This is a genomic window from Streptomyces racemochromogenes (assembly GCF_044129415.1).
GTDB classification, from domain to species: Bacteria; Actinomycetota; Actinomycetes; order Streptomycetales; family Streptomycetaceae; genus Streptomyces; species Streptomyces racemochromogenes_A.
Genome location: NZ_JBBDHD010000029.1, coordinates 63349 through 76284, shown reverse-complemented (window position 1 = coordinate 76284; position 12936 = coordinate 63349). Strand labels below are relative to the sequence as shown.

General features: G+C 73.3%; 12 protein-coding genes. 6 read left to right on the top strand and 6 right to left on the bottom strand.

The genetic code is table 11. The features are described 5' to 3' along the window. Positions 1–136: 136 nt before the first annotated feature. Complete coding sequence (locus tag WDV06_RS14330; RefSeq protein ID WP_395510097.1) at positions 137–940, bottom strand: hypothetical protein; 804 nt, start codon at positions 938–940, stop codon at positions 137–139. Between the two features lie 4 nt (positions 941–944). Next, positions 945–1571 (bottom strand): papain-like cysteine protease family protein, encoded by a 627-nt coding sequence (locus tag WDV06_RS14325; protein ID WP_395510096.1) that lies wholly within the window; start codon positions 1569–1571, stop codon positions 945–947. 238 nt (positions 1572–1809) lie between these two features. Between WDV06_RS14325 and WDV06_RS14320 the strand changes: the two genes are divergently transcribed. Continuing rightward, positions 1810–2769, top strand: coding sequence for a hypothetical protein (locus WDV06_RS14320; protein ID WP_395510095.1), 960 nt, complete (start codon positions 1810–1812; stop codon positions 2767–2769). A gap of 26 nt (positions 2770–2795) precedes the next feature. Here the strand turns inward: WDV06_RS14320 and WDV06_RS14315 are convergent, their stop codons facing one another. Then, entirely contained in the window at positions 2796–3227 is a 432-nt protein-coding gene (locus WDV06_RS14315) for a Rieske (2Fe-2S) protein (RefSeq protein ID WP_395510094.1), read from the bottom strand. An 82-nt stretch (positions 3228–3309) separates the two neighbouring features. Between WDV06_RS14315 and WDV06_RS14310 the strand changes: the two genes are divergently transcribed. Next, positions 3310–4197, top strand: a complete 888-nt coding sequence (locus tag WDV06_RS14310) for a carbohydrate kinase family protein (RefSeq protein ID WP_395510093.1) — start codon at positions 3310–3312, stop codon at positions 4195–4197. On the opposite strand, the gene WDV06_RS14305 is transcribed toward WDV06_RS14310, so the two are convergent. After that, complete coding sequence (locus tag WDV06_RS14305) at positions 4187–4792, bottom strand: TetR/AcrR family transcriptional regulator (RefSeq protein WP_395510092.1); 606 nt, start codon at positions 4790–4792, stop codon at positions 4187–4189. The genes WDV06_RS14310 and WDV06_RS14305 overlap by 11 nt on opposite strands. 65 nt (positions 4793–4857) lie before the next feature. Here WDV06_RS14305 and WDV06_RS14300 point away from each other — a divergent pair, with 65 nt between their 5' ends. Then, a complete protein-coding gene (locus WDV06_RS14300) occupies positions 4858–5514 on the top strand; it encodes an NAD(P)-dependent oxidoreductase (protein ID WP_395510091.1) in 657 nt (218 codons plus the stop codon). A gap of 322 nt (positions 5515–5836) precedes the next feature. Here the strand turns inward: WDV06_RS14300 and uvrA are convergent, their stop codons facing one another. Continuing rightward, a complete protein-coding gene (gene uvrA, locus WDV06_RS14295) occupies positions 5837–8791 on the bottom strand; it encodes an excinuclease ABC subunit UvrA (protein ID WP_395510090.1) in 2955 nt (984 codons plus the stop codon). Positions 8792–8980: 189 nt separating this feature from the next. Between uvrA and WDV06_RS14290 the strand changes: the two genes are divergently transcribed. From WDV06_RS14290 to WDV06_RS14280, 3 genes are all read left to right on the top strand, one after another. Next, the gene (locus WDV06_RS14290; RefSeq protein WP_395510089.1) at positions 8981–9676 is read left to right on the top strand and encodes a maleylpyruvate isomerase family mycothiol-dependent enzyme; all 696 of its coding nucleotides are present in this window, start codon (positions 8981–8983) and stop codon (positions 9674–9676) included. A 9-nt stretch (positions 9677–9685) separates the two neighbouring features. Beyond that, positions 9686–10342: an MBL fold metallo-hydrolase gene (locus WDV06_RS14285; protein ID WP_395510088.1), complete on the top strand. Its 657-nt coding sequence runs from the start codon at positions 9686–9688 to the stop codon at positions 10340–10342. A gap of 171 nt (positions 10343–10513) precedes the next feature. Next, a complete protein-coding gene (locus WDV06_RS14280; RefSeq protein ID WP_395510102.1) occupies positions 10514–11836 on the top strand; it encodes an MFS transporter in 1323 nt (440 codons plus the stop codon). A 14-nt stretch (positions 11837–11850) separates the two neighbouring features. Here WDV06_RS14280 and WDV06_RS14275 read toward each other — a convergent pair whose 3' ends face one another. After that, on the bottom strand, positions 11851–12837 hold the full coding sequence (locus WDV06_RS14275) for a TerC family protein (RefSeq protein WP_395510087.1): 987 nt from the start codon (positions 12835–12837) through the stop codon (positions 11851–11853). Positions 12838–12936 lie beyond the last annotated feature (99 nt).

Genomic DNA, 12936 nt, shown 5'->3' with positions numbered 1-12936 from the left:
GGGCGGGGGGGGGCGGGGGGGGGGGGGGGGGGGGGGGGGGGGCGGGCGGGGGGGCGCGGCCCCCCCCCCCCCCCCCCCCCCCCCCCCCCCCCCCCCCCCCCCCCCCCCCCCCCCCCCCACGGGAGGGGGCCCGGGGTCAGGCCCCGGCGGTGCGGCGCCGCCGCAGCAGGGCGACGGCCCCCGCCGCGCCCAGCGCCAGCGCCCCGGCGCCGCCGGCGAGCACCGCCCCCGGCCCGCCCCCGGCACCGTCACCGACGCCGGCCGACGGGGCCGCCCCGGCGTAACCCCCGGCCAGGCCCCGCTGCGCGTACGCGGACCCCGGCAGCTTGTCCCCGTACGCCTTCACGACCCGCGCCCGGTAGGCCCCGAGCGCGACCCCGTCCGGGCCCACGGCCCGTACGGCGTCCTCGTCCAGGGGCAGCACGCGCCCGCCGTCGGCGACGTACCAGGCGTCGATCTGCGGTTCCCGGAACACGGTCCCGCCGGGCAGTTTCGCGGCTCCGAGGGCCGCGTAGCGGAACTCGTCGTCGCCGGTGGCGATGTTCACGACCTCCCATCCGGTCCCGGTCTTCGCGGTCCACAGGGCGGCCTTCTGCCCGTCCGAGGACACGGCCTCGCTCGCCAGGAACTCCACCCGGGCCACCGCGGCCCCGGCCTTCCCGGCGACGAACTCCGGTGCCAGGTAGCTCACCGGTATCGCCTCCCCCTCGATCCGGGGCCGGGCGGCGGCCGCAGACACCTTCCCCTCCCGGGCGAAGAACCTGGACAGGGTGGCCAGGGTGTCCGGCGCGGCGGCCGCCTCGTGTGCGGCGGCCCGGTTCTCGGCGGTGGCGGTCTGCGGCTGGGGGACGGGCGCGGCGGAGGCCTGCCCGCCCAGGGCGGCGGTCAGGGCGGCGGCCGCGAGGGCCACGGCGGCGGCGCGAACGGTCTTGGCGGTCACGCGGTCACGCCCCGATCCGGTAGAGGGAGTGGGTCCAGGAGAAGGTGTCGTTGTCCACGTACCAGGCGTGGGAGGCCCAGTTGTAGCGGTCGTTCGAGGGCCACGGGTCGCCCCAGTAGACCCAGCTGCTCGCGGTGTCGTACCCGTAGAGGACGTGCATGTGGCCGCCGCCGCCCGACCACTGGATGCGGGTCTCGACGGGCCGGTTGGCGTTGATCTCGGTCTGGACGGTGGAGTACTGGAGCCAGCCGGTGACGTAGCTGCCGGAGTTGATCCCGGCCCAGCGCAGCGCGGTCTGGACGTTGCCGAGCGTGGCCTGGTTGTTGGGGCACTCGGTGCCCTGCTGGCGGTTGAAGGCGGCGTTGCAGAACTGGTTCTGGCTGTAGGTCCGGCCGAACCAGGTGGCGATGGTGTTGCCGCTCGCGGCCCAGCACCAGTTGCTCTTCTGCTGCGCCTGCATGGTGATGTCGAGCCGCTTGTACGCGAGGGCCGACGTCGGGGCGGCGCCCGGGTCGGCGGTCGGGACGGCGGCGGTGGCGGTGCCGGCGCCGGACCCGAGGGTCAGCAGTACGAGCAGCAGGGCGGAGATCAGGGAGGCGGCCGGGGAGAGCCGCCCTCTTCTGTTGCGCATCGCGTTCCTCCCGAGGTGGGGACTCAGGTGTGTGGGGGTGGAGGAGCGCGTCCGGACGCTGTGGAGGAGCATCGGGGTGTTGTCGCGATCAGGTCAACACGCTTCAATACGCGGTGACATTGCAGTGTGAACGGTGGGGCTGCGGTGTGAACGGTTGCTCTAGTTCCACCTGGTCTCCCGGAACCACGGCCCGGTCCCCCACCCCGGCGCGTGTGAACGTTCACAGAGGAGAGTCGCCATGCGGCCGACCGGCGACACGGCAGGCACGGCGGACCGTTCGGGCACGGCGGACCTCGGACAGCTGCTGCGCGGCGGCCCCTTTCACCTCGCCCTGCGCGCCGCCCTCGCCGCGCGCGGACTGCCCCTGCACCGGGTGCAGCACCGGCTCGCGGCGCGCGGCATCAAACTCGGAGTGACCAGCCTCAGCTACTGGCAGCAGGGCGCCCGGCGCCCGCGCCACCGGGAGTCGCTGCGGGCGGTCTCGGCCCTGGAGGAGATCCTGGAGCTCCCCCCGGGCTCCCTGCTGCGCCTGCTGGCCGACCCGGCGCCCGCCGCCGGCCCGGCCCGCCCGGCCGCCCGGCCCTACCGGGCGCTGGTGAGCGCCGGCGCGGCGGTGGAACGGCTGCTGGCGGAGATGGATCTCCCGGCGGACGGCGGCCTGCACTCGGTCGGCCACCACGAACGGGTCCTGATCGGCCCGGAGGGCGAGCTGCGCACGCGCGAGTCGCAGCAGGTCGTGCGGGCCCACCGCGACGGGGTCGACCGCTACCTCGCCATCCACCACGGCGACCCGGGCTGTGACGCGGCCCGGGTGGCGGTGACGGCGTACGAGAACTGCCGCACGGGCCGGGTCCGCTGCCACCCGGAGGCCGGGGTGGTCGTGGCGGAGCTGCTCTTCGACGCGCGGCTGCGGCGCGGGGACACGTACGTCTTCGGGTACGGCATCGAGGACGGCACGGGCCCGCGCAGCACGGAGTACGTGCGCGGCTTCACCTACGCGGGCGGCCAGTACATGCTCCAGGTCCGCTTCGACGAGGCGGCCCTGCCCGTCCGCTGCCACCGCTTCGCCCGCACCTCCCCGGCGGCCCCCCGCACCGCCCTGTCCGACCTCACCCCCAGCGGCCGCCACCGCGCGGTCCACCTGGTCGAGGAGGCGGTCCGCCCGGGGATCCTGGGCATCGTCTGGGACTGGGGGTAGGGGCGGTGGGCGGCCCGGGGTGGGGCTCAGCCCGCGATCAGCCTGCCGTTCTCCGCCTTGACCGGGACGGCCGGAAGGGGGTCGGAGGCGGGGCCGCGCAGGACCTTGCCCGTGGTGACGTCGAAGCGGCTGCCGTGGCACGGGCAGTTGCCCTCACCCTTGTCGATCTTGTCGAGGACGCAGCCGGCGTGCGTGCACGTGGCGCTGAACGCCTTGTACTGGCCCTCCGCCGGGCAGCTGACGACGAGCTTGTGCTCCCGGAACAGCTTCGAGCCGCCGACCGGGACCTCCGTCGCGGCACCCAGCTCGACCGGCTCCTTCGGGACGGCGGGGCCGCCCGCGCCGCTGCCGCCCTCGGTCGAGCAGGCGGTGAGCGCCGCCCCCGCGCCCACGGCCCCGGCGAGCGCGGCGGCGCCCTTGAGGACGGTACGGCGGGCGGCGGGCTGTGACGCGGACATGCGGTTCTCCTGGCACGAGGGGGCGGGCCCCGGGCGGGGCCCACCCGACGATACCGGCGCCCGATGGGATAGCTTCCCCCGCGTGATCGTCGTCGGTGGAGAAGCCCTGATCGACCTCGTGCCCGTGGCGGAGCCGCCGGGCGCGCTGCTGTCCCGGCCCGGCGGCGGACCGTACAACACCGCCCTGGCGCTGGGCCGGCTGGGAGCTCCGGTGGCCTTCTGCTCCCGGGTGTCGGCCGACGGCTTCGGCGAGGGGCTGCTCGCCGGGCTGCGGGCCGCCGGGGTGGACCTCTCGCTGGTGCAGCGCGGGCCCGAGCCGACCACGCTGGCCGTGCCCTCCCTCTCCCCGGACGGCTCGGCCGCGTACGGCTTCTACGTGGAGGGGACCGCCGACCGGCTGTTCGCCCTGCCGCCCGCGCTGCCCCCGCGGGCACGGGCCCTGGCCCTCGGCAGCTGCTCGCTGGTGCTGGAGCCGGGCGCGAGTGCGTACGAGGCCCTGCTGCGGCGGGAGTCGGGGCGCGGGCTGCTCACCCTGCTCGACCCCAACGTCCGCCCGGCGCTGATCGCCGACCCGGCCGGATACCGGAAACGGTTCCTGGGCCGGCTGCCGTACGTGTCCGTGCTGAAGCTGTCCGAGGAGGACGCGGACTGGCTGGGCGGCCGGGTCGGGGACTGGCTGGCGGCGGGGCCCTCGGCCGTGGTGCTGACCCGGGGGGCGGCGGGGATGACGGTGTGGACCTCCGACGGCGCGGAGCACAGCGCGGCGGCCCTTCCGGTGACCGTCGCGGACACGATCGGCGCGGGCGACACCGTCAACGCGGCCCTGCTGCACCGGCTCGCGGGCACCGCGGACCCGCGCGGGGCGGACTGGCCGGACGTCCTGGCCCACGCCGCCCGCGCGGCCGCGCTGACCTGTACCAGGGCCGGCTGCGAGCCGCCGTACGCGGCGGAACTCGGCCTCAGCCGATAGCGGCCCACAGGGTCCGGGCGAGGGCCGGCGCGAACTCCTCCACCGGCTGGACCACTTCGGCGCCGGAGAAGTGCAGGAAGAAGGCCCGCTGGAAGCAGGCGCCGAGCAACAGCGCGGCGGCGGCGCGGGGGTCGGCGCCCGCCCGGAGCCGACCGGCGTCGAGCTCCCGGCGCAGGCGTCCTTCGAGGGCGTCGAGCACCACGTGCGGGCCCTGCCCGATCTCCTGGACCCCCTCGCGGTGGCGGGTCAGCAGGGCGGGCTCGGCGAACAGCGAGGCGGCCATCGGCATCGCCTCGGCGTAGAACAGCGAGGCGTGCCGGGCGATGTCGGCGAGTGCGTCCTGGAGGGGGCCTTCGCCGGGACCGCCGCCCAGCGCGGCCATGAGCGGCCCGGCGTTGGGCGTGCGCTCCATCAACACGCGGACGAACAGCTCCTCCTTGTTGGCGTAGTGCTTGTAGAGCGCGGCCTCCGAGCAGCCTGCCTCGCGGGCGATGGCCTTGGTGGTGGTGTTGGCGAGGCCGATGGTGCGCATGAGGGTCTCGGCGGCGTCCAGCAGCCGCTCGGAGGCGGGCCGGGTTGACTTCGGGGTGGGCATTCACTCACCCTAGTGGACCAGAGGGTGAGTGAATACTCACCCACCACCTTCGACAGGGGTCGACGATGAAGATCACGGTGTTCGGAGCGACCGGCGGCGTCGGCCGCGAGGTGGTCCGGCAGGCCCTCGCCGCGGGCCACGAGGTGACGGCGGTGGTCCGCGACCCCGCCCGGCTGGAGGTGCCGGCGCACGAGCGGCTGCGGGTCGCGGTCGTGGCCGACCTGACGGACGAGGCGGCGCTGGTGCCCGTCCTGGCGGGGCGGGACGCGGTGATCTCGGCGCTCGGCGCCGCCAACAACAGACAGGCCCGGCTGACACCGGTCACCGGGCCGGCCCTGCGGGCGGTGGTCGCGGCGATGGAACGGGCGGGGGGCGGGCGTCTCTCGGTGGTCAGCGCGGCGCCGCTGGGGCCGGACGCGGAGGGGGACGGCCTGCTGCTGCGGAAGCTGGGCTACCCGCTCCTCCGCTGGGCGCTGCGCGACCTGTACGCGGACCTGGCGGTCATGGAGGCCGTGATCGCGGCGGCCCCGAGCGGGGTGCGGTGGACGGTGGTCCGCCCGCCGCGCCTGCTGGACCGGCCTGGGACGGGTCGCTACCGGCGCGCGGTGGACGCGAACGTCCCGGGCGGCCGCGTGATCGCCCGCGCGGACGTGGCGACGGCCCTCCTGGACACCCTGTCCGACCCGTCGACGGCGGGCCGCGCGGTGGGCGTCGCCGCGTAGCCCCCGACCGGCGGTGCCGCATTGCCGCTGCGCGGGGCCGGCTCCCCGCCCCGCCCTTCCACCGTTCCCCGGCTCTGCCCGGACCCGCGCCTCAATCCCGGCGGACTGAAAGACCCCGGGGCTCCGCCCCGGACGCCGCGCCCGTGCGCTCAAACGCCGCGCAGGCTGGAAGGTGCCGCTCCGCCGCCTCCCGGGGCCGGGGCCGGGGGTCGGGGGTCTGGAGGCGGAGCCCCCGGGAACGCGGGCCGGGGCCGGCCCTGGGGAACGGCGGGGCGGGGGGAGGCTCCGCGCAGCGGCACCCGCCCCCCACCCCACGGCGCGACTACGCCTTGCGGCTCCGCGAGGCCGCCTTCTTCGCCGGGGCCGCCTTCTTTGCCGGGGCCGCCTTCTTCCGCGCGCTCCGCGCCGCCGGCACCGTCGCCGCGTCGGAGATCCGCTCCGCCCCGAGGATGTCCCGCAGGAACTTCCCCGTGTGGCTCGCGCCCACCGAGGCGACCTGCTCCGGCGTGCCCTCGGCGACGACGAGACCGCCGCCGTAGCCGCCCTCGGGGCCCATGTCGACGACCCAGTCCGCGGTCTTGATGACGTCCAGGTTGTGCTCGATGACGATCACCGAGTTCCCCTTGTCCACCAGCCCCGACAGCACCTTGATCAGCTTCGAGATGTCCTCGAAGTGCAGACCGGTCGTCGGCTCGTCCAGCACGTAGACCGTCCGCCCCGTCGACCGCTTCTGCAGCTCCGACGCCAGCTTCACGCGCTGCGCCTCGCCGCCCGACAGGGTCGGGGCCGACTGCCCGAGGCGGACGTAGCCCAGGCCGACCTCGGTCAGCGTCTTCAGGTGCCGGGCGATCGTCGGGACCGCCTCGAAGAACTCCAGCGCCTCCTCGATCGGCATGTTCAGGACCTCGGCGATGGACTTGCCCTTGTAGTGGACCTCCAGCGTCTCCCGGTTGTACCGGTCGCCGTGGCAGACCTCGCACGGGACGTAGACGTCCGGCAGGAAGTTCATCTCGATCTTGATCGTGCCGTCACCGGAGCAGTTCTCGCACCGGCCGCCCTTGACGTTGAAGGAGAAGCGGCCCGGCAGGTAGCCGCGCACCTTCGCCTCCATCGTCTCCGCGAACAGCTTGCGCACATGGTCGAAGACGCCCGTGTACGTCGCCGGGTTGGACCGCGGCGTCCGGCCGATCGGCGACTGGTCCACGTGCACGACCTTGTCGACCAGGTCGTCGCCGTCCACCCGGGTGTGCCGTCCCGGCACGGACCGGGCGCCGTTCAGCTCGCGCGCCAGGTGCGTGTAGAGGATGTCGTTGACCAGCGTGGACTTGCCGGAGCCCGACACGCCCGTGACCGCCGTGAGGACGCCCAGCGGGAAGGACACGTCGATGTCCCGCAGGTTGTTCTCCTTGGCGCCGTGGACGGTGAGCTTGCGGTCCTCGTCCACCGGCCGGCGGACGTCCGGCACGGGGATGGACCTCTTGCCGGACAGGTACTGCCCGGTCATGGACTCGCCGTTCTTCAGCAGCTCCTTCAGCGAGCCGCTGTGCACCACCTTGCCGCCGTGCTCGCCGGCGCCGGGGCCGATGTCCACGACCCAGTCGGCCACCTTGATGGTGTCCTCGTCGTGCTCGACGACGATGAGCGTGTTGCCCATGTCCCGCAGCCGCACCAGCGTCTCGATCAGCCGGTGGTTGTCGCGCTGGTGCAGGCCGATGGACGGCTCGTCCAGCACGTACAGCACGCCGACCAGACCGGATCCGATCTGCGTCGCGAGGCGGATGCGCTGGGCCTCGCCGCCCGAGAGGGTGCCGGCGGCGCGGTTCAGCGAGAGGTAGTCGAGACCCACGTCGACCAGGAAGCGGAGCCGCTCGTTGACCTCCTTGAGGACCCGCTCGGCGATCTTCTTGTCGCGGGCGTCCAGCTTCAGGCGCCCCAGGAAGTCGGCGCACTCGCTGATCGACATCGCGGCGACCTCGGCGATGGACCGCTCCATCACCGTCACGGCGAGCACGATCGGCTTGAGCCGGGTCCCCTCGCAGGTCGGGCAGGGCACCTCGCGCATGTAGCCCTCGAAGCGCTCGCGGCTGGCGTCGCTCTCGGACTCGGCGTGCCGGCGCTTGACGAAGGGCACGGCGCCCTCGAAGGCCGTGGTGTACGCGCGCTCGCGCCCGTACCGGTTGCGGTAGCGGACCTCGATCTGGGTCTTGTGCCCGTACAGCAGGGCCTTCCTGGCGCGCTGCGGCAGTCCGGCCCACGGGATGTCGGTGCGGAAGCCCAGTTCCCCGGCCAGTGCGCCGACCAGCCGCTGGAAGTAGTCCTTGGTGTGGCCGAGCGACCAGGGCGAGACCGCGCCCTCGTCCAGCGACTTGTCCTCGTCCGGGACGATCAGTTCCGGGTCCACCTCCATGCGCGTGCCGATGCCGGTGCACTCGGGGCAGGCGCCGAAGGGCGAGTTGAAGGAGAAGGAGCGCGGCTCCAGCTCCTCGAAGGAGAGGTCGTCGTACGGGCAGTAGAGGTGCTCGGAGTACATCCGCTCGCGCTCGGGGTCGTCCTCGGCGAGGTCGACGAAGTCCAGGATGACCATGCCGCCGGAGAGGCCGAGGGCGGTCTCCACCGAGTCGGTGAGCCGGCGCTTGGCGCTGTCCTTGACGGTGAGGCGGTCGACGACCACCTCGATGGTGTGCTTCTCCTGCTTCTTCAGCGTGGGCGGCTCGGAGAGCTGGATGGTCTGGCCGTCCACCCGGGCGCGGCTGTAGCCCTTGGTCTGGAGGTCGGCGAAGAGGTCGACGAACTCGCCCTTGCGCTCACGGACCAGCGGGGACAGCACCTGGAAGCGGCTGCCCTCGGGGAGCGCGAGGACCTTGTCGACGATGGCCTGCGGGGACTGCCGGGAGATCGGGCGGCGGCACTCGGGGCAGTGCGGCTTGCCGATGCGGGCGAAGAGCAGGCGGAGGTAGTCGTAGACCTCGGTGATGGTGCCGACGGTGGAGCGGGGGTTGCGCGAGGTCGACTTCTGGTCGATCGAGACGGCCGGCGAGAGGCCCTCGATGAAGTCGACGTCGGGCTTGTCCATCTGGCCCAGGAACTGGCGGGCGTACGACGAGAGCGACTCGACGTAGCGGCGCTGGCCCTCGGCGAAGATCGTGTCGAAGGCCAGGGAGGACTTGCCCGAGCCGGAGAGTCCGGTGAAGACGATGAGGGAATCGCGGGGCAGGTCGAGCGAGACGTTCTTCAGGTTGTGCTCGCGAGCGCCACGAACGATGAGACGGTCGGTCACGCCGGTCCGCACCTTTCTTGAGAGAGCGGGGGCACAGGCCCCCGGCTTGTCCAGGGTATGGGGGGCGCCTCTGCGATGGAGTGTGTCTGGACTATCGAGCGTATAGCACGCACATTCGATTTACGGCACGCGCAAGAGGGCTTCACCCGATCGTGTGGCCCCGCCCTCCGGGCCACTAGGCTCGGCCCCATGACTGATCATGTGCACGACCTGGCCTCTGTACGTGAAGCCACCGAACGGCTGCTGAACGCGGTCGCGAAACTGGACAACGCCTCCCTCTCCCAGGAGTCACACCTCCCGGGCTGGACCCGCGGCCACATCCTGGCCCACCTGGCGCGCAATGCCGACGCCCTCGTCAACGTCTTCGAGGGCCGCCCCATGTACGAGAGCGCCGCCGCCCGCGACGCGGACATCGAGCGCGACTCCGGCCGGCCCCTGGAAGAACACCTGACGGACCTCCGTGATTCCGGGGCCCGCTTCCTCGCCACCACCGAGCCCGCCCAGGACTGGCAGCGCACGGTCGAGCTGCGGAACGGGGTCACCGATCTCGCCGCGAACGTGCCGTTCCGCCGGCTCGTCGAGGTGGAGCTCCACCACGTCGACCTGAACATCGGCTACGAGCTCTCCGACCTCCCGGAGGAGTTCACCGACCGGGAGATCGCCTTCCTCGCCGACCGCTGGTCCGGCCGCCCCGACGTCCCCCCGGTCACCCTGACCGGCCCCGACGGCGCCCCGGTCGCCCGCACGGGCGGCACCGAGGGCGCCCCGGTGACCCTCCGCGGCCCCAAGGACGAGCTGCTCGGCTGGCTCGCCGGCCGCGGCCACAAGGGCGCCCGCCTCACCGTCGCAGCGGGCGACCGCCTGCCCGAACTCCCCGCGCTCTAGGATTCGGACATGACGTACAGCGGAGCGGTGAAGGTCGGCGGTCCCGCCGACGTGCACGAACTCGCGGACCTGATGATCTCCAAGGTCGCGGTGGGTTCCATGAACAACAACGCGTACCTGCTGCGCTGCCGGGCCACCGGCGAGCAGCTCCTGATCGACGCGGCCGCCGAGGCGGACACGCTGCTGAACCTGATCGGCGACGACGGCATCGCGTCCGTCGTCACCACGCACCGGCACGGCGACCACTGGGGCGCCCTCCAGGCCGTGGTCGACGCCACCGGGGCGCGGACCTACGCGGGCGCCCAGGACGCGGAGGGCATCCCCGTCCCCACGGACGTCCCGGTCGGGGACGGGGACGTGATCACGGTCGGACGGGTCTCGCTGACCGCCCGCCACCTGGTCGGCCACACCCCCGGCTCCATCGCCCTGGTCTACGACGACCCGCACGGGCACCCGCACGTGTTCACCGGCGACTGCCTCTTCCCCGGCGGCGTCGGCAACACGGGCGGCGACGCGAAGAACTTCGCCAGTCTCATCGACGACGTCGAGACCAAGATCTTCGGGCAGCTGCCCGACGAGACCTGGGTCTACCCGGGCCACGGGAACGACACCACGCTCGGCACCGAGCGCCCCCACCTCGCGGAATGGCGCGAGCGGGGCTGGTGACCCCCCGGCGCGTGTGCCGCCGTCAACGCCGGGCGGCCATGCGCTCCTTCCGGTCGACCTCGACCGAACGCATGTCCCGGTGAGGCGGGGCGGGGTAGTTGCTGCACCATGCAACAGGACCTCTCCCCGCCTCCCGTCCCCGCCGAGGCCTCCGGCGCCTCCGGCCCCTCGATGCTGCGGCTCGCCCTGGCCTCCCTGGTCGGGACCGCCATCGAGTTCTACGACTTCTTCGTCTACGGCACGGCCGCCGCCCTGGTGCTCGGCCCGCTCTTCTTCCCCTCGTTCTCCCCGCTCGCGGGAACCCTCGCAGCCTTCGGCACGTTCGGCGTCGGCTTCCTGGCCCGTCCGCTGGGCTCGGTCGTCTTCGGGCACGTCGGCGACCGCTACGGGCGGCGCCCGGTCCTGCTCGCCTCGCTGCTGCTGACCGGGCTGGCCACCGTGGCGGTCGGGTGCGTGCCCTCGTACGCCTCCATCGGGATCGCCGCGCCGGTCCTGCTGCTCCTGCTGCGCTTCCTCCAGGGGCTGGGGCTCGGCGGGGAGTGGGGCGGGGCGGTGCTGCTGACCGCCGAGCACGCCCCCGAGGGGCGGCGCGGGCTCTGGTCGAGCTTCCCGCAGATGGGCCCCTCCACCGGCTTCCTCCTGGCCAACGGGCTGACCCTGGCCCTGTCCGCCCTGCTGAGCGACGCGCAGTTCGGCGCCTGGGGCTGGCGGGTGCCCTTCTGGTGCGCCGGGCTGCTGGCGCTGGCCGGGCTGTGGCTGCGCCGGTCGGTGGAGGAGACCCCGCAGTTCCGGGCCCTCACCGAGACCGGCCGGCGGGCCGAGGCCCCCCTGTCGGAGGTGCTGCGCGGCCACTGGCGGCTGCTCCTGCTGACCGGCGGGGCGATGTCGGTCGGGTACTCCGTCTTCTACGCGGTCACCACCTGGTCGCTCGCGTACACCACCGGGCGCCTGGACATGGACCGGACCCTGATGCTCGCCGTGGTCATGGCCGCCGTCCTGCTGATGGGGCTGGTGACGGCGCCGCTGGCGGCGCTCGGCGACCGCTGGGGCCGGCGTCCGATGTGCCTGGCCGGCAGCGCGGCCTGCGCGCTGTGGATGTTCCCCTTCGTGGCGCTGCTGGGCAGCGCGGACCCGCTGCTGGTGACGGTGGGCTGCGTCGGCGCCCTGCTGGCGATGGTCCTGATGTACGCGGTGGTGGGCGCGTACCTGCCCGAGCTGTACGCCCCGCGGATCCGCTGCACCGGCGCTGCCGTCGGCTACAACCTGGGCGGGGTCCTCGGCGGCGCCCTGACCCCCGTCGTGGCGACGGCCCTGGCGACCGGCTCGGGTCCGCCGTGGGGCGTGGCCGTGTACCTGACCGCTGTGGCCCTGCTCAGCCTCGGCTGCTTCGCCCTCCTCCCGGAGACCGCCCCGGCCCCGGACCGGGCGGGCGGTGCGGGGACGGGGACGGGGACGGCCGAAGCGGAGGCGGCCGAAGCGGCCGCCCCCGCCTAGCGCCCGGGACCGGATCAGGCGTCGACGCTCCGGGGCTCCTCGGCGGCGGCTTCGGCCGCCGCCTGCTTCTTCGAGGCGATCAGGCTGGTGATCGTGGTGATCACCAGGACGCCGCAGATGACGCCCAGGGAGACCGGGATGGAGATCTGCGGGACGTGCACCCCGGACTCGTGCAGGGCGTGCAGCACCAGCTTGACGCCGATGAAGCCCAGGATCACGGACAGGCCGTAGCTGAGGTGGACCAGCTTCTTGAGCAGGCCGCCGATGAGGAAGTACAGCTGGCGCAGGCCCATGAGGGCGAAGGCGTTGGCGGTGAAGACGATGTACGGGTCCTGGGTGAGGCCGAAGATCGCGGGGATGGAGTCCAGGGCGAAGAGGACGTCGGTGGTGCCGATGGCGAGCATGACCACCATCAGCGGGGTCATGATCCGCTTGCCGTGGTCGCGGATGAAGAGCCTGGTGCCGTGGTAGCGGTCGGCGACGCCGAACTTCTTCTCGATCGACTTGAGCAGGCGGTTCTCCTCGAACTCCTCCTCCTCGTCGTCCTTGCGGGCCTCCTGGATCAGCTTCCAGGCGGTGTAGATCAGGAAGGCGCCGAAGAGGTAGAAGACCCAGGAGAAGGTGGTGATGATCGCGGCGCCGGCGGCGATGAACACCGCGCGCAGGACCAGGGCGATCAGTACGCCGACCAGCAGGACGCGCTGCTGGAGGTGGGAGGGCACCGAGAACTTCGCCATGATCAGGACGAAGACGAAGAGGTTGTCCACGCTCAGGGACTTCTCGGTGATGAAGCCGGCGAAGAACTCCTGGGAGGCCTGGCCGTTGCCGAAGACCAGCAGGCCGAGGCCGAAGAGGGCGGCGAGGACGATCCAGACGACCGTCCAGGTGCCCGCCTCCCTGAGGGAGACGTCATGGGGCTTGCGGCCGATGAAGAAGTCGGCGCCTATGAGGATGCCGAGACCGAGAATGGTCAGCACCCAGAGGGTCAACGAAACGTCCACGGTATTCACGCCTCCGGCGGATGGCTCGGCACAAGGGTCAGCGTCATCGCTGCCGGAGGTCTCTTCCACCCGGGCCCCTCACGGGCCGCGGGCCGGCGC

What these genes read in the sequence shown, in the direction of transcription:
- WDV06_RS14325 (WP_395510096.1), bottom strand. Translation starts at nt 1,571, where the DNA reads ATGCGCAACAGAAGAGGGCGGCTCTCCCCGGCCGCCTCCCTGATCTCC.
- WDV06_RS14320 (WP_395510095.1), top strand. Translation starts at nt 1,810, where the DNA reads ATGCGGCCGACCGGCGACACGGCAGGCACGGCGGACCGTTCGGGCACG.
- WDV06_RS14315 (WP_395510094.1), bottom strand. Translation starts at nt 3,227, where the DNA reads ATGTCCGCGTCACAGCCCGCCGCCCGCCGTACCGTCCTCAAGGGCGCC.
- WDV06_RS14305 (WP_395510092.1), bottom strand. Translation starts at nt 4,792, where the DNA reads ATGCCCACCCCGAAGTCAACCCGGCCCGCCTCCGAGCGGCTGCTGGAC.
- WDV06_RS14300 (WP_395510091.1), top strand. Translation starts at nt 4,858, where the DNA reads ATGAAGATCACGGTGTTCGGAGCGACCGGCGGCGTCGGCCGCGAGGTG.
- WDV06_RS14290 (WP_395510089.1), top strand. Translation starts at nt 8,981, where the DNA reads ATGACTGATCATGTGCACGACCTGGCCTCTGTACGTGAAGCCACCGAA.
- WDV06_RS14285 (WP_395510088.1), top strand. Translation starts at nt 9,686, where the DNA reads ATGACGTACAGCGGAGCGGTGAAGGTCGGCGGTCCCGCCGACGTGCAC.
- WDV06_RS14280 (WP_395510102.1), top strand. Translation starts at nt 10,514, where the DNA reads ATGCTGCGGCTCGCCCTGGCCTCCCTGGTCGGGACCGCCATCGAGTTC.